Raw genomic sequence first — 25,234 nt, 5'->3', positions numbered from 1 at the left:
CAAGATGCCGCGTCCCATGGGAGCCTCCTTCGCCAGGAATTGTGATCGATACTGTCACAATGCTGGAAAGAAGCTTCCGTTCCGGCGGTTCGAATGAATCTCGCAACGGAAACACTGGCGCGACCGACGCGCGCCAATGGTCCCGGGATGACTCCGGATTAAATGTCCAGATTGGCCACCGACAGCGCGTTGTCCTGGATGAACTCGCGCCGCGGCTCGACCTCGTCGCCCATCAGCCGCGAGAACAGGCTGTCGGCGTCGGTGGCGTCGTTTACCTTGACCTGCAGCAGCGAACGCACGTTCGGATCGAGCGTGGTTTCCCAAAGCTGCTCGGCGTTCATCTCGCCCAGGCCCTTGTAGCGCTGCATGGTCAGGCCCTTGCGGCCGGTCGCGAACACCGCGTTGAGCAGTGCCAACGGTCCCGAGATGGGTTCCGAGACATCCTTGCGGCGCAGCACGGGCGGCGCTCCATAGACGTCGCTGAGCCGCTGCGCGTAGCGGTCGAGCTGTCGCGCATCGGCTGAATTGATCAACGCCATATCGAGATGGGCGTATTCCTTGACGCTGCGCACCGTGCGTTCGAACACATAACCGCCGATACCCTCATTCGAAGTCGACATCCGGCCGGTCCAGCCGCGCTCGGTGTCCTCGGCAATGATGTCGAGACGTTGCGCGATCCGCTCCGCCATCGCATTGGCGCGGCCAAGATCGGCGACGACGTCGGCATTGAGCCCGCCGGCGATCGCCGCCTGCTCCACGACGCCTCTGTTGTAGCGCGTGTGCAGGCCGTTGATGAGCTGGCGCACGGCGAGCGCATCGTCGATCGCCGCCCGCAGGTCCTGTCCGGCGCGAACCTCGCCGGAGCCGAGCGTGAGCGAGGCTTCTTCCAGTCCCGAGCCGATCAGGAATTCCTCGAACGCGCTTTCGTTCTTGATGTATTGCGAGCTCTTGCCTCGCGTCACCTTATAAAGCGGCGGCTGGGCGATATAGAGATGGCCGCGTTCGATCAATTCCGGCATCTGCCGGAAGAAGAAGGTGAGCAGCAACGTCCTGATATGCGCGCCGTCGACATCGGCGTCGGTCATCAGGATGATCTTGTGGTAGCGCAGCTTGTCGGCGTTGAATTCGTCCTTGCCGATCGACGTGCCGAGCGCGGTGATCAGCGTGCCGATCATGTCGGAACTGAGCATGCGGTCGAAGCGGGCGCGCTCGACATTGAGAATCTTGCCGCGCAGCGGCAGGATGGCCTGGTTCTGGCGCGAGCGGCCGCCCTTGGCGGAGCCGCCGGCCGAATCGCCCTCGACAATGAAGATCTCAGACTTCGCCGGATCGCGTTCCTGGCAGTCGGCAAGCTTGCCGGGCAGCGAGGTGACGCCCAGCGAGGTCTTGCGGGTGATGTCGCGCGCCTTGCGCGCGGCCTCGCGCGCCGCCGCGGCCTGGATCACCTTCTCGACCACGACCTTGCCTTCGCTCGGATGTTCTTCGAGCCAGGTGCCGAGCGCCTCGTTGACCAGCCCTTCGACCACGGGCCGGACTTCCGAGGAGACCAGCTTGTCCTTGGTCTGCGAGGAGAATTTCGGGTCGGGAACCTTGACCGACAGTACTGCCGTCAGCCCCTCGCGGCAATCGTCGCCGATCAGCGAGACCTTTTCCTTCTTGGTCAGGCCCGAGGAATCGCCATATCCGGTGATCTGACGCGTCAGGGCGCCGCGAAAACCGGCGAGATGGGTGCCGCCGTCGCGCTGCGGGATGTTGTTGGTGAAGGCCAGCACATTCTCGTGGTAGCTGTCGTTCCACCACATGGCCACTTCGACGGTGATGCCGTCGCGCTCGGCCCTGATGGCGATCGGTTTGTCGATCAGCGGTTTCTTGACCCGGTCGAGATATTTGACGAATTCCTCCAGGCCGCCATCATAGTGCAGCTCATGCCGCACGACGTCGGCGTGGCGGGCGTCGGTCAGCACGATGCGCACGCCCGAATTCAGGAACGCAAGCTCGCGCAGCCGATGCTCCAGCGTGCCGAAATCGAATTCGACCATCGTGAAGGTCTCGGACGACGGAAAGAAGGTGATCTCGCTGCCGCTGCGGCCTTCATAGGTGCCGGGCTGCTTGTCCTGTTCGTAGGTGCCGGTAACGCTCAGCGGCGCGTCGGCATTGCCGTGTGTGAAGCTCATCTCGAAGATCTTGCCATTGCGGCGGATCTTGAGCTTCAGCCAGGCCGACAGGGCGTTGACCACAGAGACGCCGACGCCGTGCAGGCCGCCGGACACTTTGTAGGAGTTCTGGTCGAACTTGCCGCCGGCATGCAGCTGCGTCATGATCACTTCGGCTGCCGAAATGCCTTCGCTGGGATGGATATCGGTGGGAATGCCGCGCCCATTGTCGATGACGGTGACCGAACCGTCGGGATTGAGCGTCACCGTGACGAGATCGGCATGACCGGCCAGTGCCTCGTCGATGGCGTTGTCGACGACCTCATAGACCATGTGATGCAGGCCCGAACCGTCATCGGTGTCGCCGATATACATGCCGGGCCGTTTGCGGACGGCATCCAAGCCCTTCAAAACCTTGATGGAATCTGCGCCGTATTCGGCTTCGGCGCCGTTGGCGTTCTCAGTCTGGTCGCTCATGAAAACCTGTTGTCTAGAGGCGGCTGGTGGAGCGCGAAAAATCGCCCCCGAATCGCGCTTTCAATATGGCCTAGATATAGGCGTTAAAGGTGGTTTTTCCAAGGTTTGCAGGCATTTCCGGGCGGAAAAGCGCACCGTCGGCCAGCTATTGGCGAGAGGCTTTGACCTTAGCCAGCCGGTCGCGCAGGAATTTTGATCGTGAACTTCTATCTTGGCGCCGGCTGCCGCGATGGCGGCCATCAAAAGCATCAGCAGCAAAGCGCATGGCAAACGCAGGCCGAACCGCCCACGGTTCGGTCGTTTGCCGACATTCCGCCTGTCTACGGCGCGGGCGAGCCGGCTTGCATCAGCCGGCGCGCATCGGCTTCAGCGCCTCGCTCCAGCGCAGCAACTCCTCCAGCATGGTTCTTGCCCCGCCCTGCACCTGCTCGCTGGCTTCGAAGGAGCCGTCGGTCCCCAGCAGCTTCTGGTACAGCGGCAGCGCGATGCCTTCCGGAACCGGCATGACGCCGACGGAGGTCAGCAGCGGCTTGAGCGCCTGTGCTGCGCGCAGGCCACCGGAAACGCCGCCATAGCTGAAGATGGCGGCGGGCTTGTATTTCCATTCGCGCGAGAGATAGTCGATCGCGTTCACGATGGCCGGTGCGACGAAGTAATTATATTCCGGTGCCACGAAGACGAAAGCGTCGGCGGCATCGACGGCCTTCGACCAGGCCTTGGTATGATCGTTCAGGTAGTTGCCGAGCCTGGGATGGTGCGGCTCGTCCAGCACCGGCAGATCGAAGGCGGCGATGTCGGTCAGCACCGGTTCGAACTTGCCGTGCTCGCGCGCGAACCGCTCCAGCCAGTGAGCGAAAACCGGCCCGGCCCGGCCCGGCCGGGTGCTGCCGATGATGATGTTCAACTGGTGCTTCAAGGCGGGCTCCTTCGATTGACGGTATCTGTTGGTGACTGTGACCTACGGCAGAGCGCCGTCATGGACAAGACCGCGCCGTTTGGCGAGCGGTCACAATCGGATGATGGGAGCATCGCTCCGTCCCGTCGGGGCACGGGCTTTTACCGTCAGGCCACATGGACGCGCCGTGCGTCAGTCACTACATCGAACGGAGGCAAGGACTAGCGCGACGCGCTTGCCAGCGGAGCAGCCATGGACACTCAGCCCGCCCCCTTCGTTCCGCCGGCGCCGAGGCCGCGCACATCGCCGCCCTCGACGCTGGAGATGATGCGCATCGTCTACCGCAACCCGCTCGAGCTGTGGGGAGAGCCGACCTACAACGAGCCCTGGATCTCGGTGAACGGCGTCGGTGGACCGCTGGTCATCGCCAATGACCCGGGCCTCATTCGCCATGTCCTGGTCGACAATGCCAGGAACTACAAGATGGCGACGGTGCGCCAGCTCATCCTGCGGCCGATCCTGCGCGACGGCTTGCTGACGGCCGAAGGCGAGGTCTGGAAGCGTTCGCGCAAGGCGATGGCGCCGGTGTTCACGCCGCGTCACATCTTTGGTTTCGCGGGACCGATGCTCAAGCGCACGCTTGAATTCGCCTCCCGCTACGAGGATGGCGGCATCTCCGACATTGCCCACGACATGACGCTGCTGACCTACGACATCCTGGCCGAGACGCTGTTCTCCGGGGAAATCGCGGGGGAGCCGGGCAGTTTCGCCAAGGAGATCGACCGGCTGTTCGAGACCATGGGCCGCGTCGATCCGCTAGACCTGCTGCGCGCGCCCGAATGGCTGCCGCGGCTTACCCGCATCCGCGGCCGCAAGACCATGGCCTATTTCCGCAAGATCGTCAGCAATACGGTCAAGATACGCGAACAGAGACTCAGGCGCGATGCCGATGCCGTGCCGCAGGATTTCCTGACCCTCCTGCTCAAGGCCGAGGGGCCGGACGGGCTGACACGCTCGGAAGTCGAGGACAACATCATCACCTTCATCGGTGCCGGCCATGAGACCACGGCGCGAGCCTTGGGCTGGACGCTCTATTGCCTGGCCGAGGCGCCATGGGAGCGGGAAAAGATCGAGCGCGAGATCGATGCCGTGCTGGCGCGCGAGCCCGATCCGACCAGATGGCTGGACGCCATGCCGCTCACCCGCGCCGCCTTCGACGAGGCGCTCAGGCTCTATCCGCCGGCGCCGTCGATCAACCGCGAGCCGATCGAGCCGGAGAACTGGAGGGATCTCCACATCCCGGGGCGCGCGGCCGTGCTGGTCATGCCTTGGGTCGTCCACCGTCACAGGAAGCTGTGGGACAGGCCGGACGCGTTCATGCCGGAGCGGTTCCATCCGGGCAACCGCGAAAAGATCGACCGCTTTCAGTATCTGCCGTTCGGCGCCGGGCCGCGCGTCTGCATCGGCGCCAGCTTCGCCATGCAGGAAGCGATCATCGCGCTCGCCGTCCTGCTGTCGCGTTTCCGCTTCGATTCCATCGCGCAAACCAGGCCGTGGCCGGTCCAGAAGCTGACCACCCAGCCGCAAGGCGGGCTGCCCATGCGGATCACTTCGCGCCTGTAATCGCCCGCCGTCGGCCTATGTTCAGACCGCCGGTTTTGCGCTGGAACTGGCCGGCCGCGCGAAAACGCCAGAGATAGCTTGGCAGGATCGTCCCGAGCGCCTGCGGCTGGATGCCGAGGCCGGCGAGCGTGCGGTTGGCTTTGGCGGCCTCCTCCGACACGACATTATGCTCGCGCAATTGCAGCACCTGGTCCTTGGTCAGCAGCGGGTTGGGCAAGAGGCCCAGGATCGACGCCTGCAGGTTCGCCACCCACCACGGCACCGGAACCAGTAGGCGCTTGCGCTCGATCACCGCGAGCATTTCCTGCATGCTTTCCTTGAAAGTAAGCACCTGCGGGCCGCCAAGCTCGTAGATCTGACCGCCCTTGACCTTGCCATCGACCGAGCGCGCCACCGCTTCGGCGACGTCGCCGACATAGACCAGCTGGAACTTGGTGTGGCCGCCGCCGATCAGCGGCAGTGCCGGCGAATAACGCGCCATGTTGGCGAAGCGGTTGAAGAAACTATCTTCCGGTCCGAAATTGATCGACGGCCGCAGGATCACGGCGTCCTTGATCGTCTCCAGAACGGCCTTTTCACCAAGCGCCTTGGTGCGTGCATAGTTGGATGCGGCTTCCAGGTCGGCGCCCAGGGCCGAAATATGGGTCAGGCCGGCGCCCGCTGCGCGTGCCGCTTCGGCCACGGCGCGAGCGCCGAATTCGTGCACGGCCGTGAATTTCTGCCGCCCGCTCTCATGCAGCACGGCAACCAGGTTGACGACATGATCGGCGCCCTGCACGGCGCGATCGACCGACCAGCGCACGCGCACATTGGCCTGCACGGGCTGGATCTGGCCGACATTGCCGAGCGGCTGCAAATGGCCGGCGAGATCGGGCCGGCGGCAGGCGACCCTGATGCGATAGCCGCGCTTGGCCAAGGCCCGCACCACGTGGCGGCCGACAAAGCCCGACCCGCCGAAAATGACGACGAGCTTGGGGGTCTGCAGGATTTCGGTCATGGCTGGCTCCGGCGCTCGAAAGCTTGGCTGAAGCCGTTTCATAATCCGTTTCGCGTCAAACGCAAAGGGTGACGCGTCGTCGCTGTGAAGCGGCTTTCCCAGGAAAAACAGCTTGGGAATTGCATCAGGACAAATGCGCTTCAGAACGCCTTGCCTGACGCAGAAAACCCCGCCGAGGCGGGGTTTTCCGGATGACATCCATGCGAAGCCAGGGGCCGACGGAGCGGCCTGACCTGAGACGGTATCAGGAGGGCGTGAAGCAAGTACGCCCACCCCAGCCCTGGACATCCGACATGGTGCCACCGACCTTCTTGCAGGCCGCGATGAAATCGGCGCTGCAACTGGCGAATTTCGCGTGACCGTTCTTGCAATAGTGGTCCTCGGTAGCGCCGCCGCCCGGCGCGGCAATGACGCCTGGACTGGACGGCTTGACCGGCGCGGCCTTCAGGTTGGCCGCCTGGGTCGCGCCCATGAACGAGCCGAGGAGAAGGACTGCGGTCAGAATGGTGGTCTTGGTGCTGGTCATGGTGGTATCCTTTCATTGAGGTTGGGCTTTCCGGGACGCGAAGGGCATGCCTTGGCGTGGAGCAGGTTTCGATGTGACTTGCTGTTCCCCCGGTCTGAATCGGGCAAGCTCATCCTGCCCTGGACAGGCATTGGTCGCCCCGACGCTCGAAAAGGTTCAGACCGCGCGCGAAAAAAACACGCATGGCCATGCCGCGGGCAGGCGCCGGCAGCTGATGAGCTGAAAAGAAGAATTTAGTTCAGGCCGAATAGCGCTCGGCGAATTCGGAAATGCGCTGCACCACGGCCTTGGAGACCTTGATGCCCCGTGCCGCGGCCTTCTCCGCCGCCTCGGCCCGGGAGCGGCCCGGTATGTGCACGCCGTAGCGCCGGCGCAGCCGGTCGAGCTGATCCTTCATCCGCTGCTCGAAATCCGGATCGAGCAGCTTGGGCTCGACGGCCAGCACGAACAGGCCGGTGCCGGGATTGTCCGGGCCGCCGGTGAACCAGGGCGCATCGAGCGACCAGTTTGCCCCCGACAGACCCGCCGCCAGCACCTCGACCATCAGCGCGATGTTGGCGCCGCGCTGGCCACCGAAGGCGAGCATGGCCCCCTTCATGGCTGCGGCCGGATCTGTAGTGGGATTGCCGCTGGCATCGAGCGCCCAGCCTTCGGGGATCTTCTTGCCGTCCTCGGCCGCCTTGCGGATATTGACGAAGGCGGTGGCGCTCGACGACTGGTCGATGACCAGCGGCGGACCGTCGGCGGCGGGTGCGGCGAAGGACATCGGGTTGGTGCAATAGACCGGCTTGACCGAGCCCGAACCGGCAAGCACGGCGGGACCGTTGGTGGCGGCGAAGGAGACTAGCCCCTGCGCTGCCAGCCTTCCGGTAAAGTAGCCGAGGGCGCCGCATGTATAGGCATTCTTCTGCGAAAAGATGGCGACGCCGAACAGTCTTGCCGCCTTGGCGAGCTCGTCGAGCGTGCGGTCGAAGCCGGTATGCGCCAGCCCGCCTTGCGCATCGGAAAGATAGACTGCTAGCGCCGGCCGGGTGATCACCGGCTCGGCATTGCCGTCGATGCGGCCGGCCTCCAGCGCTTCGAGATAGTCGATGAAATGCGACAGCCCGACGGTCGAGAGTCCTTCCGCCTCGGCCGATATGATCGAGGCGGTGAGCGATTGCGCCGCTTCCTCGTTGGCGCCCGCACCCAGCGCCGCCATGCGGCACAGCCCGGTTGCCTGTTCGAGACTGAGTTGCATGGCGACTGCCTTTAGTGAGTGGTGAGTAGTGAGTAGTCAGCAATGGGTGGTGGCGACTAGCCACTTCCTACTCACTAACCCCTACTCACTAGGTCCCTAGCCGATCTTGTTCGGAATCCGCGCCTCGATCCTGCCGAAGGCGAAGACCAGAATGCCGGTGATCGCCATATAGATCAAGGCAAGCAGCAGCAAGGGCTCATAGGTGAGGTAAGTGTCCTGTCTGACTTTCGACGAAACGGCGAAGATGTCGATGACGCTGATGGTAGCCACCAGCGGCGTCGATTTCAACTGCAGCACGGTTTCCCCCGTCAGCGTCGGCAGCGCCCGGTAGAAGGCCTGCGGCAGCCAGATACGCCGGAAGATCTTCCAGCGGCTCATGCCGAACGCACGTGCGGCTTCGAGCTGCCCCTTCGGCACGCCGGCAAAGGCGCCGCGCATCACTTCGCCCTCGTAACCCGCGAACGAGAGCGTCAGCGCCAGGACGGCGTAAGGCCATGCCTGCCTGAGATAGGGCCACATCCAGGATTCCCGGATCCACGGATATTGCGGAAACAACGAACCCAGCCCGTAGTAAAGCAGCCACAGCTGTAACAGCAGCGGCGTTCCCCTGATGATGGTGCAGAAGATCTTCGCCGGCGCCGCGAACCAGATCGGGCCGCCAGCCTGTGCCAATCCGACCGGCACGGCGATCAGGAAGCCCAACAGACAGGTGACGGCCAGGATCCACAGCGCGCGCCAGATGCCGAGCAGGGCCAGGCCGTAATATTGCGGCAGCCAGTCCCAGCGCATGAAGAACGCAGCGGACAGCACCAGCCCCAGCGCAATCAGGATCAGCACGATGCGATGCGGTTGCAGCCAGAGCGAGGCGCGAGCCGCGCTGTTGATGATGGCCGCTTCGCTCGCCATCAGTGTGCTTCCTTGATCGAAGGCATGCCGCGCCGCGCCCATTTCTCGACGCGACCAAGAATGAGGTTCGAAAACAGCGTCACGGCCAGATAGAGCATGCCGGCCGCGAGATAGAATATCAGATAGGCCTTGGTGACGCCCGCCGCCTGCCGCGTCGCCAACGTCAATTCGAAGAAGCCGACCACGGCCAGCAGCGCCGTATCCTTGGTGGCGATCAGCCACAGATTGGCGAGACCTGGAATGGCGAAGGGCAGCATTGCCGGCAACGTGATGCGCCGCAAGAGAAGGCCGGGAGACATGCCGTAAGCGCGGGCGGCCTCGATCTGGCCTTGTGGGACGGCAAGGATGGCGCCGCGTATGACCTCGGTCGAGTAGGCGCCTTGGACGAAACCGAGCACCGCGATGCCGGCCACCAGCCCGCTGATGTCGATGCGTTGATAGCCCATGGCGGTCAGCATCTGGTTTATCAGGTCGGTACCGGCGTAGTAGAGGAGCAGGATCAGCACCAGTTCCGGTACCGCGCGCACGATGGTCGTGTAGACCGCCAGCAGGTCGCGCACCACGGGGCCGCCATAAAGCTTGCCATAGGCACCGCCGGTTCCGATCAACAGTCCGACGATCGTGGCGCCGACGGCGATCTCAAGCGAATGCAGCAGCCCAAGCATGAGCGTCCCGCCCCAGCCGACGGGCGCGGGCGACAGGAGTTCGATGATGCCGGCCGCAGAGGCCGGAAGAAATGAATCGATCAGCTTCGCCCCCGGATTGCTGGCTCAATCCGCCGGCGCAAGCCGCCGGCGGCAAGGGTGCGTGGGAAAGGTCGGGTTGGAGGACTTGGCGTCAGCGCCTTGTCTTCCAGCCCATGCGAAGGTCGTCAGTCCGACTGCGTGGCATCGCCACGTCAGTCCGACTGCGTGGCGATGCTACGTCAGTCCGGCTGCGTGGCATCGCCACGTCAGTTCGACTGCGCGCCGCTGCCGCCATATATGTCGAAATCGAAGTATTTCTTCGAGATCTCGTCATACTTGCCATTGGCGCGGATCGCCTTGATGCCGGCGTTGATCTTTTCCTTCAACTCGGTGTCTTCCTTGCGCACGCCGGCGCCGACGCCCGGTCCGAGCACTTCGTCGTCCGGAGCCACCATGCCCTTCAGGTCGCAGCAGGCTTTGCCCTGGTCGGTCTTGAGGAACTCGCCAAGCGCGATGGAATCGGCCTGGACCGCATCGAGGCGCCCGGCGGCAAGGTCGTTGTTGGCCTCGTCCTGCGTCTGGTACTCCTTGATCTCGGATGCCGTGGCGCCGAAATGCTTCTTGGCGTAGACGGCATGCACGGTCGATACCTGGACGCCCAGGATCTTGCCCTTGAGATCGTCCGGCGCGGAGCCGAATTTCTGGTCCTTCGGTCCGATGATCGCCGTCGGCGTGTTGTAGTACTTATCCGAGAAGTCGATCGTCTTCTTGCGTTCGTCGGTGATCGACATCGAAGAGACGATAAGGTCGATCTTCTTGGTGGTCAGCGCCGGGATGATGCCGTCCCAGGCGACGGGCGTGATGACGCAGTCGAGCTTCTCCTCGGCGCAGACGGCGTCGATGAACTCGATCTCCCAGCCGACCCATTTGCCCGAAGCATCCGGCGAGGTGAACGGCGGATACGGCTCGGCGGCGATGCCGATCTTGACCGGATCGGCCTTGGCTACGCCCATGGCGGCGACGCCGAGCAGCAGCGCTGCGGCGAACGTCTTCAGAACAGTCTTCATTTCACGACTCCCAGTTTGTTGTTGGTTCCCGGTTTTCTTCCGCCCTCGGTTTGCTAGCCGATGTTGCGAATGAATTGCTTGAGCCTTTCGGATCTGGGCGCGCCGAAGATCTGCTCCGGCGGGCCTTCCTCCTCGACCAGTCCATTGTAGAGATAGACGACATGCGTCGCGACCTCGCGCGCGAACTTCATCTCGTGGGTGACCAGCACCATGGTGCGGCCTTCGCGCGCCAGATCGCCGATCACTCTAAGCACCTCGCCGACCAGTTCGGGGTCGAGCGCCGAGGTCGGTTCGTCGAACAGCATGACGCGCGGATTGATCGCCAATGCGCGAGCGATCGCGGCGCGCTGCTGCTGGCCGCCCGACAGGTAGGCCGGATAGACATCCCGCTTTTCGGCGAGGCCGACGCGGACGAGCAGTTTTTCGGCCTGGGCGATCGCCGCGTCGCGCTTGACGCCCAGCACATGCACGGGAACCTCGATGACGTTCTCGATCAGCGTCATGTGGCTCCACAGATTGAAATTCTGGAACACCATGCCGAGCTTGGAGCGGATGCGTTCGATCTGCCTGCGGTCGGCCGGCACGGTATGGCCGTGGCTGTCCGCCTTCAGCTTGATCTCCTCGCCATTGACGCGAATGATGCCGCTGGTCGGATTCTCCAGGCAGTTGATGCAGCGCAACAGCGTCGATTTGCCTGAGCCCGAACCGCCGATGATGGCGATGACCTCGCCGTCGCGCGCCGACAGCGAGACGCCCTTCAGCACGTGCAGCTCACCGAATTTCTTGTGCAGGTTCTCGACGTGGATGGCTTCGGCGGCGCCATTTTGCGCCTCACCGGATGGGGCTGCGGCAACTCCCGCCGTGCTCAACGGGTGACCTCCGTGTAGTCGATGGCAGCTCGTCGAACGTCTACCCGGCTAATCAACATACGCTGTACTGCCCCGCTCCAGACTTCAGCATGGACCCAACTGCGCGAGCCCGTCAATCCCGCTCATTACGGCACTTGCGGCCTTGTTGTGCAAGTGTATAAATAGCCTTTCATGAAATTTTCTCGATTTTTTTCAGCTAAAAAGGGCACCGATGAGCGCTTTCGGATCACAGTCCATGGCGGCGACGCTGCGGCGCGTGCTGATGCGGTCGGCGGCCAACGCCATGCGCGACGCCGACAGATCTGCCTGGCACTATGGCCCGGGGTTCAATCCGGCGAAAGCTGCCTCGCAGCACGCGGCCCTTGCTGAGTTGGTAGCGGCTTCCGGCGCTGAAATCGAATGGATCGAAGACAAGGCCGACGGACTTTCGGATTCGGTGTTCACGCACGACCCATCGCTGATGACCGGTCGCGGCGCGCTGATCCTGTCCATGGGTAAGCCACTACGCGCCAGGGAGCCCTCGCTGCATGAGGAAACCTACACAAGGCTGGGCATTCCGATCCTCGGCCGCGTCGAGGCTCCTGGTCAGGTCGAAGGCGGTGATTGTGTCTGGGTGGACGCCCGCACGCTGGCGATCGGGCGCGGTGTCCGCTCCAACCAGGAAGGCATCCAGCAGGTTTCCAACCTGCTGACGCCGCTGGGCGTTTCCGTCTACGGCTTTGATCTGCCGCTGTGGCAGGGCGAAGAGGCGTGCCTGCACCTGATGTCGGTGATCAGCCCGTTGGCCGACGACCTCGCGCTGGTTTATTCGCCGCTTTTGCCGGCCCCGTTCTATCAAATGCTGAAGGCACGCGGCATCCGGCTGGTCGAAGGCGATGCCGAGGAGTTCGCTGCTTCCAACGGCCTCAGCCTTAACGTACTGCCGACTAGCCCGCTCAAGGTCATTGCCGTTGCAGGCTTTCCCAAGACCAAGGCCGCGATGGAGGCCGCGGGCTGCATGGTTGAAGTCTTCGAGGCGGATGCGCTCTGCATCGCCTGCGAAGGTGGGCCGACATGCCTGACGCGGCCGATCCTGCGCCAATGAATGCGCCATCCCGCCGCAAGTTTCGTCGCGAGGGCGAGGAGCGGCGGCGGCAGGATCTGATCGAGGCGACTCTGGACAGCGTGGCCGAACATGGGCTGCAGGGCGCCACCTTGCGCACCATCGCATTGCGTGCCGGCGTCACCGCGGGGCTGATCCGGCACTATTTCCCCGGCAAGGAAGAACTGCTGCAGGAGGCCTATACGGCACTGGTCGGCCGCATGACCGAGCAGGCGAAAGCAGCATTGGTCATGGAAGATGCCTCGCCGCGGCAACGCCTTGCGGCTTTCGTCACCGCCAACCTCAACGCGCCGATCATCGACGCGCGGGTTTTTTCGCTCTGGGCAACCTTCATCGGCCGCGCCGGTGCGGATCCGACCCTGGCCCGTGCCCACCGCGAAGGCTATCTCGGCTTTCGCAACGAGGTGGAGGCGGTTGTGGCCGAAGTGCTCGCCGCCGAACAGTGCAAGCCGGACGCAAGCCAGTTGCGCCACCATGCCATCGCGATCAACGCGATCATCGACGGACTCTGGATCGAAGGCTGCCTGGCCGGCGAGATGTTCTCGCCCGGCGAATTGGCGGCGATTGGGATCAAGGCTGTCGAAGCCGAGCTCGGCCTCGAGCCGGAAAGGGGAGAACACTAGTGACCACCATTGGCGAAGCGTTGATTTCACTGCTCGAGGCGCATGGCGTCGACACCGTGTTCGGTATTCCCGGCGTCCACACGGTCGAGCTTTATCGCGGGTTGGTGCGTTCGGGGATCCGCCATGTCACGCCGCGCCACGAGCAGGGCGCGGGCTTCATGGCCGACGGCTATGCGCGCGCCGGCGGCCGGCCGGGCGTCGCCTTCGTCATCACCGGCCCGGGGCTGACCAACACCATCACCGCCATGGCACAGGCGCGCGCCGATTCGGTGCCGATGCTGGTAATCTCGGGCGTCAACGCCACGCCGACGCTTGGCAAGGGCCTGGGCTTCCTGCACGAGCTGCCGGACCAGCGCGGCATGATGGAAAAGGTGGCGCTGTTTTCGCAACGCATCACCGAGGCCGGCGAACTGCCCGGCGCGCTCGCCCGTGCCTTCGCGCTGTTTTCCTCGTCGCGGCCGGGCCCGGTGCATATCGAGATTCCGACCGACGTCATGGTCAAGCCTGCCGATGGGATCGCGGCGGTGCTGAGCAATGCCGCGCCACCGGCTGCCGGGGCGACGGCCATCGCCGCGGCGGCCAGCCTTTGTGCGGCGGCTCGGCACCCGCTCATCCTGGCCGGCGGCGGCGCCAAGCGCGCCGAGGATGCGCTGCGGCGCCTGGCCGAAAGGCTGGGCGCGCCGGTCGTCGAGACGACCAATGCGCGCGGCCTGCTCCACCGCCATCCGCTCTGCGTACCGGCCAGTCCCAGCCTGAAAGCCGTCCGCGCGCTGATGGGCGAGGCCGATCTGGTCATTGCCGCCGGCACCGAGTTCGGCCCAACCGATTATGACGGCTATGGCGATGGCGGATTTGTCCTGCCGGCCAATCTGATCCGCATCGACATCGGCGCCGATCAGCTGGCGCGCCGTCCGGCGACGGTGGCCATCCAGGCCGACTGCGCCGAGGCGATCGAAGCCTTGCTTGCCGCGCTCGGCTCGGTCGACGCGGGCAGGCAGGACGGGAAGAACCGCGCCGCGGCGGCGCGAAAGGCGGCTCGCGCCGAACTGACCCCCGTCCATGCGGCGCAGGTCCATGCGGTGGAAGCCATCCGCGACGCCCTGCCGGGCGCGATCATCGTCGGCGACTCCACCCAGCCCGTCTACGCGGCCAACCTCTATTACGATCACGACCGGCCGGGCGGCTGGTTCAACGCCGCCACCGGCTTCGGCGCGCTGGGCTACGGCCCGCCGGCGGCGGTGGGCGCGGCGCTCGCCATGCCCGACGCGCCGATCGTCTGCCTCACCGGCGACGGTGGCTTCCAGTTCACCTTACCCGAGCTCGGCGCGGCGCTCGATGCCGCGGCACCCGTTATCTTCGTCGTCTGGAATAACAGGGGCTATCGCGAGATCGAGACTTCGATGCTCGACGTCGGCGTGGAACCCGTCGGCGTGTCCCCGGCACCGCCGGATTTCTGCAAACTGGCCGAGGCCTATGGCATCGGCGCCGAACGGATCGCCGATACCGGCGCCTTACCACTCGCGCTGAAGCGCGCCCGGGCAACGGGGTTGCCGCGCGTCATCGAAATCACGGTCGAGTGAAGCTTCACGCCGGCGTCGATTTTCCTACTTGCATCGTGGTCATTCGCCGGCTTGGCTTTTGCGCGGCAACAATCGCCGCTGCCCGACACATGCAAAGACGCGACGGCTGCCATGTCGAGATATCAATTGAGTGATCGCACGAAAGGCGCGACGCTTCGCGTCGGCGCGGCGAAACAAGCGACATAGTCAAAAAAAGACAGGAGCGGTCCAGGATGACGGAAACACTTCAGGGCAGGCACATCGTTGTGACCGGTGGGACCGGTGCGCTCGGCGGCGCGGTCGTCGGCAAGCTGCTGGGCGAGGGCGCGGTCTGCCATGTGCCGAACGCCCATGCCGCGGCACCTTCGCATTTCCCTTTCACCACCCACGAGAACGTCAGGCTGGCACACAATGTCGACCTGTCGGACTCCGCCAAGGTCGAAGCCTTCTATGCCCAGGTTCCCGCCCTGTGGGGATCGATCCATCTGGCCGGCGGCTTTGCCAAGGCGCCTGTGGAGAAGATCGAATCCGCCTCCTTTGCCGAGATGATGGATACCAATGCCCGCACCGCGTTCCTGTGCAGCCGTGCGGCGGTGCGCTCGATGCTGGCGGCGGGCACCGCCGGCCGCGTCGTCAATGTCACGGCACGCGCCGGGCTCGATCCGCGCCGCGGCTCGGGCATGGTCGCCTATGCCGCCTCCAAAGCAGCGGTCGCGGCGATGACGGTGGCGATGGCGGAAGAGCTGAAGCACCAGGGCATCCTGGTCAATGCGGTGGCCCCCTCGACGCTCGACACGCCGGCCAACCGTGCCGACATGCCGGATGCCGATTTCAGCAAATGGGTCAGCCTTGAAGCGGCGGCCGAGGCCATCGCCTACCTTGCCTCGCCCGCCAACCAGGCGATGAGCGGCACGCTGGTGCCGCTCTACGGTCGCGCGTAACGCGCATAGTTGACTTCGACGATCCTCGGGCTGCGTCCGAGTTTCCGACAAAGAAAAACCCCGCCGGATCGCTCCGGCGGGGTTTTGTTTCGGGCCTGTGCGAAAGGGCGATTAGCTGCCCTGCTTCTTCAGCGCGGCGCCCAGGATGTCGCCCAGCGAGGCGCCGGAGTCGGTCGAGCCGTACTGGGCGACCGCTTCCTTCTCCTCGGCGATTTCCAGCGCCTTGATCGAGACCTGCAGCTTGCGGGTCTTCTTGTCGAAGGCGATGACGCGGGCGTCGACCTTCTGGCCGACGGTGAAGCGCTCGGGGCGCTGCTCGTCGCGGTCACGGGAAAGGTCGGAGCGCTTGATGAAGGTCTCGATGCCGCTTTCCACCAGCCGCACTTCCAGACCGCCATCCTTGACGCCGATGACCTCACAGGTGACGACGGCGTTCTTGCGCAGCTCGCCTGAAGTCGCCGCTTCGCCAACCGTGTCGCGGGCCAGCTGCTTGATGCCGAGCGAGATGCGCTCCTTCTCGATGTCGACGTCGAGCACCTGCGCCTTGACCATGTCGCCGCGATTGTACTCCTCGATCACCTGCTCGCCCGGACGGGTCCAGTCGAGGTCGGAAAGGTGCACCATGCCGTCCACGTCGCCTTCCAGGCCGATGAACAGGCCGAACTCGGTCTTGTTCTTGACCTCGCCCTCGACCTGGCTGCCGACCGGATGGCTGCGAGCGAAAGCCTCCCACGGGTTCTCCAGCGTCTGCTTGAGACCGAGCGAGATGCGGCGCTTGGCCGGATCGACTTCGAGCACCACGACATCGACTTCCTGCGTCGTCGACAGGATCTTGCCGGGATGCACGTTCTTCTTGGTCCACGACATTTCCGAAACGTGGATGAGGCCTTCGATGCCCGGCTCCAACTCGACGAACGCGCCGTAGTCGGTGATGTTGGTGACGGTGCCCTTGATCTTCTTGCCGATCGGGAACTTGGTGCCGATCTCCGACCAAGGATCGCTCTCGAGCTGCTTCATGCCGAGCGAGATACGGTGCGTTTCCTGGTTGATGCGGATGATCTGCACCTTGACCGTCTGGCCGATGTTGAGGATCTCGGTCGGATGGTTGACGCGGCGCCATGCCATGTCGGTGACATGCAGCAGGCCGTCGATGCCGCCGAGGTCGACGAACGCACCGTAGTCGGTGATGTTCTTGACCACGCCTTCGACAACCTGTCCCTCTTCGAGGTTCTGCACGATTTCCGAACGCTGTTCGGCGCGGCTCTCCTCGAGCACGGTGCGGCGCGACACCACGATGTTGCCGCGGCGGCGATCCATCTTGAGGATCTCGAAAGGCTGCGGGTTGTGCATCAGCGGCGAGACGTCGCGGATCGGGCGGATGTCGACCTGGCTGCGCGGCAGGAACGCCACGGCGCCGTCGAGGTCGACGGTAAAGCCACCCTTGACCTGGTTGAAGATGACGCCTTCGACGCGCTCACCCTTGGTGAACTTCTCTTCGAGACGCACCCAGCTCTCTTCGCGGCGAGCCTTCTCGCGCGACAGCATGGCTTCGCCAAGCGCGTTCTCGATACGCTCGACATAGACTTCGACCGTGTCGCCGACCTTGAGGGTGGATTCTTTGCCCTTGGCGCCGAATTCCTTCAGCGGCACGCGGCCTTCGACCTTGAGGCCGACGTCGATGATGGCCATGTCCTTTTCGATCGCGGTGATCGTGCCCCGGACAACCTGGCCCTCGCCGGAATGGCCGGCGGTGAATGATTCTTCGAGCATGCTCGCGAAATCATCGCGAGAGGGATTTGCTACAGACATTGTTTCTCCTGGAATACCCCGCATCTTTAGCGGGGCGTGCGCCGTGGGTTAGCGTTGCGTTGGCCTGCCGGCGTTCCGGGCAAAGAGCCCTTGGCCGCTTGAGGCGGCAAGTCCGGCGCATGAAGAATGCTGGCAGGCTGGTTCGTGCCCGATATGGGTATTTCCTTTGCCTCCAGCAACGGAAACTCGAGGGAAAACCCGGATCAGGCCTTGTTTCCCTTGGACAGCACGTCGTCGATGACAGCTCTGGCCGCGAGAAACGCGGCTTCTATAGCCATTTCGCTGGTATCAAGCAAGTGCGCGTCGGGGGCAGGCTTCAAGGGCGAGTCGGCGCGGCCCATGTCGCGCTCGTCGCGGCGCCGGATATCGGCGAGGATTTCGGTGAAATCAGCCGTGCCGCCGATGCTCTCGATCTCCGCCAGCCGGCGCCTTGCCCGCACCTCGGCGCTCGCGGTCACATAGAGTTTGATGTCGGCATCGGGGCACACCACGGTGCCGATGTCGCGACCGTCGAGCACGGCGCCCGGGGGGGATTTGGCAAACTCGCGCTGTTTCTCCACCAGGATGCGCCGCACCGTTGGAAACACCGCGACCTTCGAGGCCGCTTCGCCAACCGCATGCGCCGACAAGACGGCCCGGTCGAGCTTCGCCAGGTCGACCTGACGTGCTGCCGTCTCTGCCGCCGAGACATTGTCGAGCGGCAAGCCAAGCCGCAGCAAGGCATGGGCGACGGCACGGTAGGTGAGGCCGGTGTCGAGCAGGTTCAGTCGGTAGTGATCGGCCAGACGCCGGGCGAGGGTGCCCTTGCCGGCTCCGGCCGGACCGTCGATGGCGATGGTGAAGACGTGTGTCATTGGCAGGCCAGCATACCTGAAACCGAACAGCGTAGCGGTCCGGAGAGAGCTTGCGATCCGTCGCGCCCCCCTCTGTCCTGCCGGACATCTCCCCCACAAGGGGGGAGATTGGCAGTTCCGACGCCTCGCTCACTTCTGCAACGCGGGCGATTTGCGAAGGCCGCTATGACGGCTGATCTCCCCCCTTGTGGGGGAGATGTCCGGCAGGACAGAGGGGGGCGCTGTCCTGCCGGCATTTCAGTTTGGCCCCAACCCATCAACTCTCACCCAATCTCCGCGCCCAGCCCTGTCATCAGGCTCATGAACTCCGGGAAACTTGTCGCGATCATGTTGGCGTCGTCGATGGTCACCGGCTTCTCAGTCGCCAGCCCCATCACCAGGAAGCTCATGGCGATACGGTGGTCGAGATGCGTCTGCACGGTCGTGTCCGGGCCATTGGGATGGCCGCCGAGCCCCTTGCCGCCGGGCTTTCCGCGCACCGCGAGCGATGTCTCACCCTCTGTGCAGTCGACGCCATTAAGCTTCAGTCCATTGGCGACCGCCGACAGCCGGTCGGATTCCTTTACCCTGAGTTCCTCCAGCCCCTGCATCAGCGTCTCGCCCTCGGCGAAGCTGGCGGCAACGGCCAGCACCGGATATTCGTCGATCATCGACGGCGCCCGCTCGGCCGGCACGGTGACCCCCTTCAGCTCGGAATAACGCACGCGCAGGTCCGCGACATCCTCACCGCCGGCATTGCGCGGGTTCAAGATCTCGATCTGGCCGCCCATCTCCTGCAAAGTCAAAAGCAGCCCGGTGCGGGTCGGGTTCATCAGCACGTTTTCGATCACGATGTCGGAACCCGGCACGATCAGCGCGGCCACCAGCGGGAAGCCGGCCGAGGATGGGTCGCCCGGCACGGCGATCGTCTGGCCGGTGAGCTTGCCCTGGCCCTCGATGAAGATATGGCGCACGCCGCGCTCGTCGGTCTCGACCGACAAATTGGCGCCAAAGCCTTTCAGCATCTTTTCGGTGTGGTCGCGCGTCATGACAGGCTCGATGACGGTGGTGATGCCCGGCGTGTTGAGGCCGGCGAGAAGCACCGCCGATTTCACCTGCGCGGAGGCCATCGGCACGCGATAGGTGATCGGGGCGGCATGCTTTGGTCCATGCAGCGTGATCGGCATGCGGTCGCCGGGCGTTGCCTTCAGCACCTGCACGCCCATCTGGCGCAGCGGCTCCAGCACGCGGCCCATCGGCCGGCCTGACAAGGAAGCATCGCCGATGAAGGTCGTTTCCATGTCATATGTGCCGACCAGCCCCATGGTCAGCCGCGAGCCGGTACCGGCGTTGCCGAAGTCGAGCGGCCCTTCCGGCTGCAGCAGCGCGCCGTTGCCGGTGCCGCGGATCACCCATTCGTCGCCGCGCTTCTCGATATGTGCGCCCATCGCCTTCATGGCGGCGCCGGTGCGCATCACGTCCTCGCCTTCGAGCAGGCCGGTGATGCGGGTCTCGCCGGAGGCGAGCCCGCCGAACATGAAGGAGCGGTGCGAGATCGACTTGTCGCCCGGCACGCGCGCCGTACCGGAAAGCGCTTGACATTTGCGGGCGGTGGCCGGCTTGGAAGCGGCGGCGTGAGACATGGAATTTCCCTGGACGGAATGCCGGCGGGCCGGCGCTTTTCATTTGTTGCGGCGGTCTCGTATCACGGTGGGCCGAAATGGTCATCCCCCATGGTCGTCACTTGATGCTAGGCCTTTCAACGCATGGTTTTGTGACGCCGGCTTTTGGCTTTGACAGCGCTGCAAACAGTGGTTAAGGGGACCACTCTTTTATCGACGAGGCTTGCCGTGGCAAAAACCGAACTTGGCACAAAGCGTATCGACCCTGAAACGGGTCGAAAATTCTACGACCTGAACAAGGACCCGATCGTCTCGCCCTATACCGGCAAGACCTATCCGCGTTCCTATTTCGAGGAAGGCAAGATCGCCGCCCTCGAGGAGGAAGAGGAAGTGGCCGAGAAGGAAGTGGACGCCGAGGACGAGGAGGGCGTTGAAGTCGTCTCGCTCGAAGAGGCTGACGAAGACGTCAAGGGCGACGATCTGCCCGATCTCGGCGACGACGAGGATGATGTCGACCTGGGCGACGACGAGGACGATACGTTCCTCGCCGACGAAGAGGAAGAGGACGACGATGTCGCCGACATGATCGGCGTCGGCGACGACGACGACGAGGTCTGACAAGGCCGGGAACGCAAGCGTTTGCCGGCTTTCGCAGCTTGTGAAGAAAAAGCCGCTGATGAAGGCTTGATATTGACGAAGGGCGGGGTTAGAAGCCGCCTGCACTAACGGCGCGGTCTCCAACCCGCGCCGGATCTCTTCGCCGGAAACGGCGCCGGTTGACTGCCGGAAGTGGGGCCATAGCTCAGTTGGGAGAGCGCTTGAATGGCATTCAAGAGGTCGTCGGTTCGATTCCGATTGGCTCCACCAAACAGTCACTTTTCCAAATTTCGGGGTTGTAGAAACCGGATTCAGCTTCGGAATTGTTGGACATCGCTGCCCGCCGCAGCCTGAAGCGCGCCGCTCAGGCGGTCGACGCGGCGGTTTCGTTCTGGCCGCCCGCTCCACTGATGCTGGGCTGCCTGCCGATTTCGCTGCCGTCGGGCGCGCCGGTGCTTACGCAATATGCGGCCATTGACTAAAACGGTTCCTGTTTGATTCGCTTTGAACGGGACCGTCATGAGCAAAGCCCTCACGTCCTTCGCCCTGGTCGCGGTGCTGACAGCGCTGCTCATGGCCTTGAGCCTGGTGGTGGCCAGGCACGGCTACCCCTACGGTGCGATCGGCGTCAGGCGCCTCGACGGCATTGCCGATGCCGGGATGTTCATACCACTCGCCGCCGTCTATTTCTTCAGCGCGCTGCTGATGATGATCCTGCCGATCAGAGCCGCCAGCATCGTGCTCACCCATGCAGCCGATGCCATCTTCTGGACCGTGATCGTGCTCCTTGCCTCCATCGTAGGCTGTCTCGTCGCCAGATGGGCATTCAGCCAGCGCGACGCCCTATGGGCGCTGCTGAACTGGCGGTTCCTGTTTGCGGCGGCTATCGTCGGTTGCCACTTCGTCATGAACGAGCTTCGCCGCAACGTGCTCTTGCGCAGTCTGTTTTTCGTCGTCTTCGCGGCGGCCACGCTGGCCTGCCTGTTCTGGTCGTTCACGCTCTGAGAGCCGTTTCCATCCACGTCCACAGGTAGGATGCCAGGCCGCGATCGACATGGATGCGCAGCCTGTCCCGGTGGCGGTAGACGATGGCACTGACGCCGGCGAAGGAAAGTGCGGCACTGGCGCTTTCCTTGTTTGGGTCGAGCGTTGATCCGCGCGCGATGAAAGCGTCGATGGCCGAGCCTTTGACCTCGAACACATGAAGTCCAGCGCTGATCGCCGTCACCGCGAAACCTTCCGCGTGCCAACCCGCGGCGATGGCGAGCGGTGTGCTCGACACGACGAGCAGGCGGTCGCGCGCCAGACGCGCCGCATAGCGGTCACCTTGCGCGCTGCCAAAGGCGCCCACGCCGTTGCCGTCCATGCCGGATATCCGCGCCCAGGCGTCGAGATCGCCGCTGACCAGCAATTGGTGAAGGCCGGGGATCGTGCGCGCCTCGAGACCCGGTGCACCGATGGTTGCCGACTGCCAGTCCGGCGCTACCGGCCATTTTTGGGCGAGATCACGCATTGAACCGGTCTCCTGCCGGGTCGAAGGCGCAAGGAGCGGCGATCGTCGCCGTCATCGCCTTGCCGAGATGTTGGATTTCGATCGTTTCGCCGTGGCGGGCCGCACCGCGCTCGATCAGGCCGAGCGCAACCGGCCGGCCAAGCGTAGGGCTCCGGTAGCTCGATGTGACAAAGCCCTGGCTGCGCAGCTTGCCGCCGCTGCGCTTGATGCCATGCGCACCGGTTGGCAGCGGCGCTTCGCCGGACGGCACCGCCAGCCCGACCAGCTGCATGCGGTCGCCGCGCGAAGCCTCTTCGGTGAACAGCGAGCGGCGGCCGACGAATTCGGTCTGGCGCTTTGCCCGCGGGCCCTCGACGCCGAGGTCGTGCGGCAGCGTGGTGCCGTCGGTGTCCTTGCCGATCACGATGAAGCCTTTCTCGGCGCGCAGGATCATCAGCGCCTCGAGGCCGATGACAACCGCATCGAACGCCTGCCCGGCGTCGCGCAGGCCCGCCCACAAGGACTCCGCGCGATCGGCCCGGATGGAGATCTCGTAGCTTCTGTCGCCGGTGAAGCTGACGCGGGTGATGCGCACCTCGTCGCCGTCATAGCTGCCCTGGCCGACCGCCATGTGCGGCAGCTCGCCATCCTCGAGCGAAAGGCCGAGATCAACCGTCTCGAGCAGTTTCCGGGCGTTCGGTCCCGAAACGGTCAGGGTCGCCATTTCCGCGGTGGCGTTGTGGATGTAGACCGCGCCGCGCCCGAACCGGTCCTGGCGCCACTCCTCCAGCCGCGCATGCACGGCGGCCACGTGCGAGGACGAGCACGACACGACGAAGCGATGCTCGTCTAGCCGCACCAGCACGCCGTCATCGAAGACCACGCCATTCTCGGACAACATGAAGCCGTAGCGGCAGCGGCCCGGCTTCAGCGTCGACATCGTGTTGTAATAGACGAAATCGACGAACGCGGCCGCCTTGGGTCCGATCACCTCGATCTTGCCCAGCGTCGAGCCATCGAACAATGCGACGGACTGGCGGGCGCGACGGGCCTCGTCCTGGATCGTGCGATCCGCATCGCCGCCCCCATAATAGGCCGGGCGCAGCCAGCCGCCATACTCCTGGAACACGGCGCCGCTGGCACGATGCACGCTCTCCAGCGGCAGCCGCCGCACCGGCGCCATCAGTTCGCCGCTGCGCGCGCCGGCGAAGCTCGCCAGCGGAACCGGCGTGAACGGCGGACGATAGGTCGTGGTGCCGACTTCCGGCACCGTGCGGCCGGTGATCCCGGCCATCAGCGCCAGGCCAGGCAGGTTGGAGGTCTTGCCCTGGTCGGTCGCCATGCCGAGCGTCGTGTAGCGCTTCAGATGTTCGACCGAGACGAAATTTTCGCGCGCCGCCAGCTCTATATCCTTCACCGTCACGTCGTTCTGGTAATCGATCCAGATGCGTCCCTTCGAACCCGGCGTTGGCCATGCCGCTACTATCCCGCTGGTCGCCTCCGTTCCGCTGCTGCGCGGCACTGCTGCCTTCGTCGGGCCGAGCGACGCGACGGCTTTCTGCGAACCGGCGAATACCTCCGACAACGAAACCGCGCCGGCGGCAGCTCCGGCCACCGCTATGGCCTCGACCGGGTCGCCCGGCAGGAAGGCCGCGCGCGCCTCGCTCCAGGCGAGCTTGCCCTTGGCCTGGCCGAAGAGATGGATGGTCGGTGTCCAGCCGCCCGACACCAGCACACAATCGGCATCGAGCCTGGTGCCGTCGTCCAGCATCACACCCTCGACGCGCAGCTTGCCGGCCGCGGCGGTGAGCGCGCGGCCCTTGAGCATCCGCACCTTGGCGGGCGCGGCGGGCATACCGTCGCGCCTGATGTCGACAAGCGTGACGTCGGCGCCAGCCTCGGCGGCCGCCTCCGCCACTTCATAGGCGCTGTCATTGTTTGCGGCGACGACGATATGGCGGCCGGCCAGCACCGCATGGCGCCTGAGATAGCTGAGCGCTGCGTCCGCCGAGAGAATGCCCGGCAGGTCATTGTTGGCGAATGGCAGGGGCCGCTCGATGGCGCCCGTCGCCAGCACGATCCGGCGCGGCCTGACCCGCCACAGCGTGTCCGGCCGGCCGTCGAAATGCCGCTGGTTAAGCCCGACCAGATTATGGTCGTAGATACCGAAAGCGGTGGTCGAAGGCAGGACCAGGTGACCGCCGGCGGAAAGCCCCGCAACCGTCTCCTCGACCCAGATGGCGGCCGGTTTGCCGTCGATCTCGCCGGCGCGGTGACCGAGCGATCCGCCGGGCTTTTGCTGGTCGTCGACCAGCATGACGGACCGGCCTGCGCCGGCCGCCAGCCTTGCCGCTGCCAGCCCGGCCGGTCCGGCGCCGATCACCAGCACGTCGCAATGGTGGTTGATCTGGTCGGCCGGGCCGGGCGACGTCCAGTCCTTGTCTACCTGACCCAGTCCCGCCATGGCGCGAATGCGTGGCTCGAACCTGTGCCAGTCCGGCCACATGAAGGTCTTGTAGTAGAAGGCGGCCGGAATGAAGCGGGAAAAGCGGTCGAGGAAGGCGTTGCGGTCGGCCAGCGCATTGGGTGTCGCGTTGACGCTTTTGGCCACCAGCCCGTCGCGCGCCGGCTCGGTCGTCGCACGCGTGTTCGGCGTCGTCTGCGGGCCGCTGATATCCACCAGCGCGTTCGGCTCTTCGACGCCCGCGCCCCAGATGCCGCGCGGCCGGTGGTATTTGAAGCTGCGGCCGACGACCGCGACATCGGCGGCCAGCAGCGCGGAGGCGATGGTGTCGCCGGCGAATCCCTGTACGGTGGCGCCGTCGAAGCTGAAGCGGATCGGGCGCGAGCGGTCGATGGCGCTGCCACCCGTGCTAAGGCGCGAGGCGGTCACGCCGCGTGCTCCCCGCCCAGGGCAGCCGAAGACAGCACCTTGTGCGTAACGGTGTCACGCTCCATGACGAAGAATTCGCCGCAGTTCATATGCACCCAGATCTCGCGCGCCGCGCCTTTTGGGTTGGAGCGCAGATAGAGGTAGTTGGCCCAGTGCTCGATCGGCACCTCGGCGCCATCAGGCCTGACATTGCCGGCATCGCCGCCATAGTGGAATTCGGTCTCGTCGCGCGGGCCGCAGAACGGGCAAGGGAAAAGCTGCATGGCAAACCTCAGTCGTCGTCTTATGCATGTCGTTGCCCTAAGGCCGCTCGGCGCTTTTGCG

Annotated in this window: 23 protein-coding genes and 1 tRNA gene; 9 read left to right on the top strand and 15 right to left on the bottom strand. The window is 64.7% G+C overall.

The features are described from left to right. Positions 1 to 158: 158 nt before the first annotated feature. The gene (gene gyrB, locus FJ972_RS01320) at positions 159 to 2,630 is read right to left on the bottom strand and encodes a DNA topoisomerase (ATP-hydrolyzing) subunit B (protein ID WP_140525837.1); all 2,472 of its coding nucleotides are present in this window, start codon (positions 2,628 to 2,630) and stop codon (positions 159 to 161) included. 346 nt (positions 2,631 to 2,976) lie between these two features. Next, positions 2,977 to 3,546, bottom strand: coding sequence for an NADPH-dependent FMN reductase (locus FJ972_RS01315; RefSeq protein ID WP_140497272.1), 570 nt, complete (start codon positions 3,544 to 3,546; stop codon positions 2,977 to 2,979). A gap of 231 nt (positions 3,547 to 3,777) precedes the next feature. Here FJ972_RS01315 and FJ972_RS01310 point away from each other — a divergent pair, with 231 nt between their 5' ends. Further along, positions 3,778 to 5,148, top strand: coding sequence for a cytochrome P450 (locus FJ972_RS01310; protein WP_140512865.1), 1,371 nt, complete (start codon positions 3,778 to 3,780; stop codon positions 5,146 to 5,148). Here FJ972_RS01310 and FJ972_RS01305 read toward each other — a convergent pair. The 7 genes from FJ972_RS01305 to FJ972_RS01275 all read right to left on the bottom strand — a co-directional run bounded on the left by FJ972_RS01305 (position 5,132) and on the right by FJ972_RS01275 (position 11,439). Further along, positions 5,132 to 6,145, bottom strand: coding sequence for a complex I NDUFA9 subunit family protein (locus FJ972_RS01305; RefSeq protein ID WP_140525838.1), 1,014 nt, complete (start codon positions 6,143 to 6,145; stop codon positions 5,132 to 5,134). The two genes, FJ972_RS01310 and FJ972_RS01305, sit on opposite strands and share 17 nt — an antisense overlap. A gap of 244 nt (positions 6,146 to 6,389) precedes the next feature. Next, positions 6,390 to 6,671, bottom strand: a complete 282-nt coding sequence (locus tag FJ972_RS01300) for a hypothetical protein (RefSeq protein ID WP_140512869.1) — start codon at positions 6,669 to 6,671, stop codon at positions 6,390 to 6,392. 238 nt (positions 6,672 to 6,909) lie between these two features. Then, positions 6,910 to 7,911 (bottom strand): Ldh family oxidoreductase, encoded by a 1,002-nt coding sequence (locus FJ972_RS01295; protein WP_140497264.1) that lies wholly within the window; start codon positions 7,909 to 7,911, stop codon positions 6,910 to 6,912. 96 nt (positions 7,912 to 8,007) lie between these two features. Continuing rightward, positions 8,008 to 8,817, bottom strand: a complete 810-nt coding sequence (locus FJ972_RS01290) for an ABC transporter permease (protein WP_140512871.1) — start codon at positions 8,815 to 8,817, stop codon at positions 8,008 to 8,010. Next, positions 8,817 to 9,482, bottom strand: a complete 666-nt coding sequence (locus tag FJ972_RS01285) for an ABC transporter permease (RefSeq protein ID WP_140512873.1) — start codon at positions 9,480 to 9,482, stop codon at positions 8,817 to 8,819. The genes FJ972_RS01290 and FJ972_RS01285 overlap by 1 nt, the downstream gene beginning before the upstream one ends. 287 nt (positions 9,483 to 9,769) lie before the next feature. After that, positions 9,770 to 10,570 (bottom strand): transporter substrate-binding domain-containing protein, encoded by an 801-nt coding sequence (locus tag FJ972_RS01280; RefSeq protein WP_140512875.1) that lies wholly within the window; start codon positions 10,568 to 10,570, stop codon positions 9,770 to 9,772. 53 nt (positions 10,571 to 10,623) lie between these two features. After that, positions 10,624 to 11,439: an ABC transporter ATP-binding protein gene (locus FJ972_RS01275; RefSeq protein WP_140497256.1), complete on the bottom strand. Its 816-nt coding sequence runs from the start codon at positions 11,437 to 11,439 to the stop codon at positions 10,624 to 10,626. 211 nt (positions 11,440 to 11,650) lie between these two features. Between FJ972_RS01275 and FJ972_RS01270 the strand changes: the two genes are divergently transcribed. The 4 genes from FJ972_RS01270 (at position 11,651) to FJ972_RS01255 (ending at position 15,664) form a co-directional block, all read left to right on the top strand. After that, positions 11,651 to 12,523: a dimethylarginine dimethylaminohydrolase family protein gene (locus FJ972_RS01270; RefSeq protein WP_140525839.1), complete on the top strand. Its 873-nt coding sequence runs from the start codon at positions 11,651 to 11,653 to the stop codon at positions 12,521 to 12,523. Continuing rightward, positions 12,493 to 13,164 (top strand): TetR family transcriptional regulator C-terminal domain-containing protein, encoded by a 672-nt coding sequence (locus FJ972_RS01265; RefSeq protein ID WP_140497252.1) that lies wholly within the window; start codon positions 12,493 to 12,495, stop codon positions 13,162 to 13,164. The genes FJ972_RS01270 and FJ972_RS01265 overlap by 31 nt, the downstream gene beginning before the upstream one ends. Next, positions 13,164 to 14,744, top strand: a complete 1,581-nt coding sequence (locus FJ972_RS01260; RefSeq protein WP_140525840.1) for a 5-guanidino-2-oxopentanoate decarboxylase — start codon at positions 13,164 to 13,166, stop codon at positions 14,742 to 14,744. The genes FJ972_RS01265 and FJ972_RS01260 overlap by 1 nt, the downstream gene beginning before the upstream one ends. Positions 14,745 to 14,956: 212 nt before the next feature. Further along, a complete protein-coding gene (locus tag FJ972_RS01255; protein WP_140497248.1) occupies positions 14,957 to 15,664 on the top strand; it encodes an SDR family NAD(P)-dependent oxidoreductase in 708 nt (235 codons plus the stop codon). 111 nt (positions 15,665 to 15,775) lie between these two features. Here FJ972_RS01255 and rpsA read toward each other — a convergent pair whose 3' ends face one another. From rpsA to aroA, 3 genes are all read right to left on the bottom strand, one after another. Continuing rightward, a complete protein-coding gene (gene rpsA / locus FJ972_RS01250; RefSeq protein ID WP_140497246.1) occupies positions 15,776 to 17,473 on the bottom strand; it encodes a 30S ribosomal protein S1 in 1,698 nt (565 codons plus the stop codon). A gap of 203 nt (positions 17,474 to 17,676) precedes the next feature. After that, positions 17,677 to 18,327, bottom strand: coding sequence for a (d)CMP kinase (cmk, locus tag FJ972_RS01245; protein ID WP_140497244.1), 651 nt, complete (start codon positions 18,325 to 18,327; stop codon positions 17,677 to 17,679). 263 nt (positions 18,328 to 18,590) lie between these two features. Then, positions 18,591 to 19,949 (bottom strand): 3-phosphoshikimate 1-carboxyvinyltransferase, encoded by a 1,359-nt coding sequence (gene aroA, locus FJ972_RS01240; RefSeq protein ID WP_140497241.1) that lies wholly within the window; start codon positions 19,947 to 19,949, stop codon positions 18,591 to 18,593. Between the two features lie 207 nt (positions 19,950 to 20,156). On the opposite strand from aroA, the gene FJ972_RS01235 reads away from it, so the two are divergent. From FJ972_RS01235 to FJ972_RS01220, 4 genes are all read left to right on the top strand, one after another. Further along, positions 20,157 to 20,546, top strand: a complete 390-nt coding sequence (locus tag FJ972_RS01235) for a TIGR02300 family protein (RefSeq protein WP_140497238.1) — start codon at positions 20,157 to 20,159, stop codon at positions 20,544 to 20,546. A 173-nt stretch (positions 20,547 to 20,719) separates the two neighbouring features. Continuing rightward, positions 20,720 to 20,795, top strand: a tRNA-Ala gene (locus FJ972_RS01230). 56 nt (positions 20,796 to 20,851) lie between these two features. Further along, positions 20,852 to 21,007, top strand: coding sequence for a hypothetical protein (locus FJ972_RS01225; RefSeq protein ID WP_181168359.1), 156 nt, complete (start codon positions 20,852 to 20,854; stop codon positions 21,005 to 21,007). Between the two features lie 37 nt (positions 21,008 to 21,044). Then, positions 21,045 to 21,530, top strand: coding sequence for a hypothetical protein (locus tag FJ972_RS01220; RefSeq protein WP_140523500.1), 486 nt, complete (start codon positions 21,045 to 21,047; stop codon positions 21,528 to 21,530). Here the strand turns inward: FJ972_RS01220 and FJ972_RS01215 are convergent. Genes FJ972_RS01215 through FJ972_RS01205 form a run of 3 tightly spaced genes read right to left on the bottom strand, consistent with a single transcriptional unit; the run spans position 21,520 to position 25,173 of the window. After that, positions 21,520 to 22,038, bottom strand: a complete 519-nt coding sequence (locus FJ972_RS01215; RefSeq protein ID WP_140523503.1) for a hypothetical protein — start codon at positions 22,036 to 22,038, stop codon at positions 21,520 to 21,522. The two genes, FJ972_RS01220 and FJ972_RS01215, sit on opposite strands and share 11 nt — an antisense overlap. Beyond that, positions 22,031 to 24,910, bottom strand: coding sequence for a sarcosine oxidase subunit alpha family protein (locus FJ972_RS01210; protein WP_140523505.1), 2,880 nt, complete (start codon positions 24,908 to 24,910; stop codon positions 22,031 to 22,033). Before FJ972_RS01210 ends, FJ972_RS01215 begins: the two co-directional genes overlap by 8 nt. Continuing rightward, entirely contained in the window at positions 24,907 to 25,173 is a 267-nt protein-coding gene (locus tag FJ972_RS01205) for a sarcosine oxidase subunit delta (RefSeq protein WP_140512890.1), read from the bottom strand. Before FJ972_RS01205 ends, FJ972_RS01210 begins: the two co-directional genes overlap by 4 nt. Between the last annotated feature and the right edge of the window lie 61 nt (positions 25,174 to 25,234).

It is taken from the genome of Mesorhizobium sp. B2-1-1, assembly GCF_006442975.2.
Lineage (GTDB): Bacteria > Pseudomonadota > Alphaproteobacteria > Rhizobiales > Rhizobiaceae > Mesorhizobium.
This window is presented reverse-complemented; position numbering and strand designations above follow the sequence as displayed.

Coding starts and splice junctions, on each gene's coding strand:
- gyrB (WP_140525837.1), bottom strand. CDS start 2,630: ATGAGCGACCAGACTGAGAACGCCAACGGCGCCGAAGCCGAATACGGC.
- FJ972_RS01280 (WP_140512875.1), bottom strand. CDS start 10,570: ATGAAGACTGTTCTGAAGACGTTCGCCGCAGCGCTGCTGCTCGGCGTC.
- FJ972_RS01265 (WP_140497252.1), top strand. CDS start 12,493: ATGCCTGACGCGGCCGATCCTGCGCCAATGAATGCGCCATCCCGCCGC.
- FJ972_RS01255 (WP_140497248.1), top strand. CDS start 14,957: ATGACGGAAACACTTCAGGGCAGGCACATCGTTGTGACCGGTGGGACC.
- FJ972_RS01220 (WP_140523500.1), top strand. CDS start 21,045: ATGAGCAAAGCCCTCACGTCCTTCGCCCTGGTCGCGGTGCTGACAGCG.
- rpsA (WP_140497246.1), bottom strand. CDS start 17,473: ATGTCTGTAGCAAATCCCTCTCGCGATGATTTCGCGAGCATGCTCGAA.
- aroA (WP_140497241.1), bottom strand. CDS start 19,949: ATGTCTCACGCCGCCGCTTCCAAGCCGGCCACCGCCCGCAAATGTCAA.
- FJ972_RS01295 (WP_140497264.1), bottom strand. CDS start 7,911: ATGCAACTCAGTCTCGAACAGGCAACCGGGCTGTGCCGCATGGCGGCG.
- cmk (WP_140497244.1), bottom strand. CDS start 18,327: ATGACACACGTCTTCACCATCGCCATCGACGGTCCGGCCGGAGCCGGC.
- FJ972_RS01300 (WP_140512869.1), bottom strand. CDS start 6,671: ATGACCAGCACCAAGACCACCATTCTGACCGCAGTCCTTCTCCTCGGC.
- FJ972_RS01290 (WP_140512871.1), bottom strand. CDS start 8,817: ATGGCGAGCGAAGCGGCCATCATCAACAGCGCGGCTCGCGCCTCGCTC.
- FJ972_RS01205 (WP_140512890.1), bottom strand. CDS start 25,173: ATGCAGCTTTTCCCTTGCCCGTTCTGCGGCCCGCGCGACGAGACCGAA.
- FJ972_RS01270 (WP_140525839.1), top strand. CDS start 11,651: ATGAGCGCTTTCGGATCACAGTCCATGGCGGCGACGCTGCGGCGCGTG.
- FJ972_RS01285 (WP_140512873.1), bottom strand. CDS start 9,482: ATGCTTGGGCTGCTGCATTCGCTTGAGATCGCCGTCGGCGCCACGATC.
- FJ972_RS01310 (WP_140512865.1), top strand. CDS start 3,778: ATGGACACTCAGCCCGCCCCCTTCGTTCCGCCGGCGCCGAGGCCGCGC.
- FJ972_RS01215 (WP_140523503.1), bottom strand. CDS start 22,038: ATGCGTGATCTCGCCCAAAAATGGCCGGTAGCGCCGGACTGGCAGTCG.
- FJ972_RS01305 (WP_140525838.1), bottom strand. CDS start 6,145: ATGACCGAAATCCTGCAGACCCCCAAGCTCGTCGTCATTTTCGGCGGG.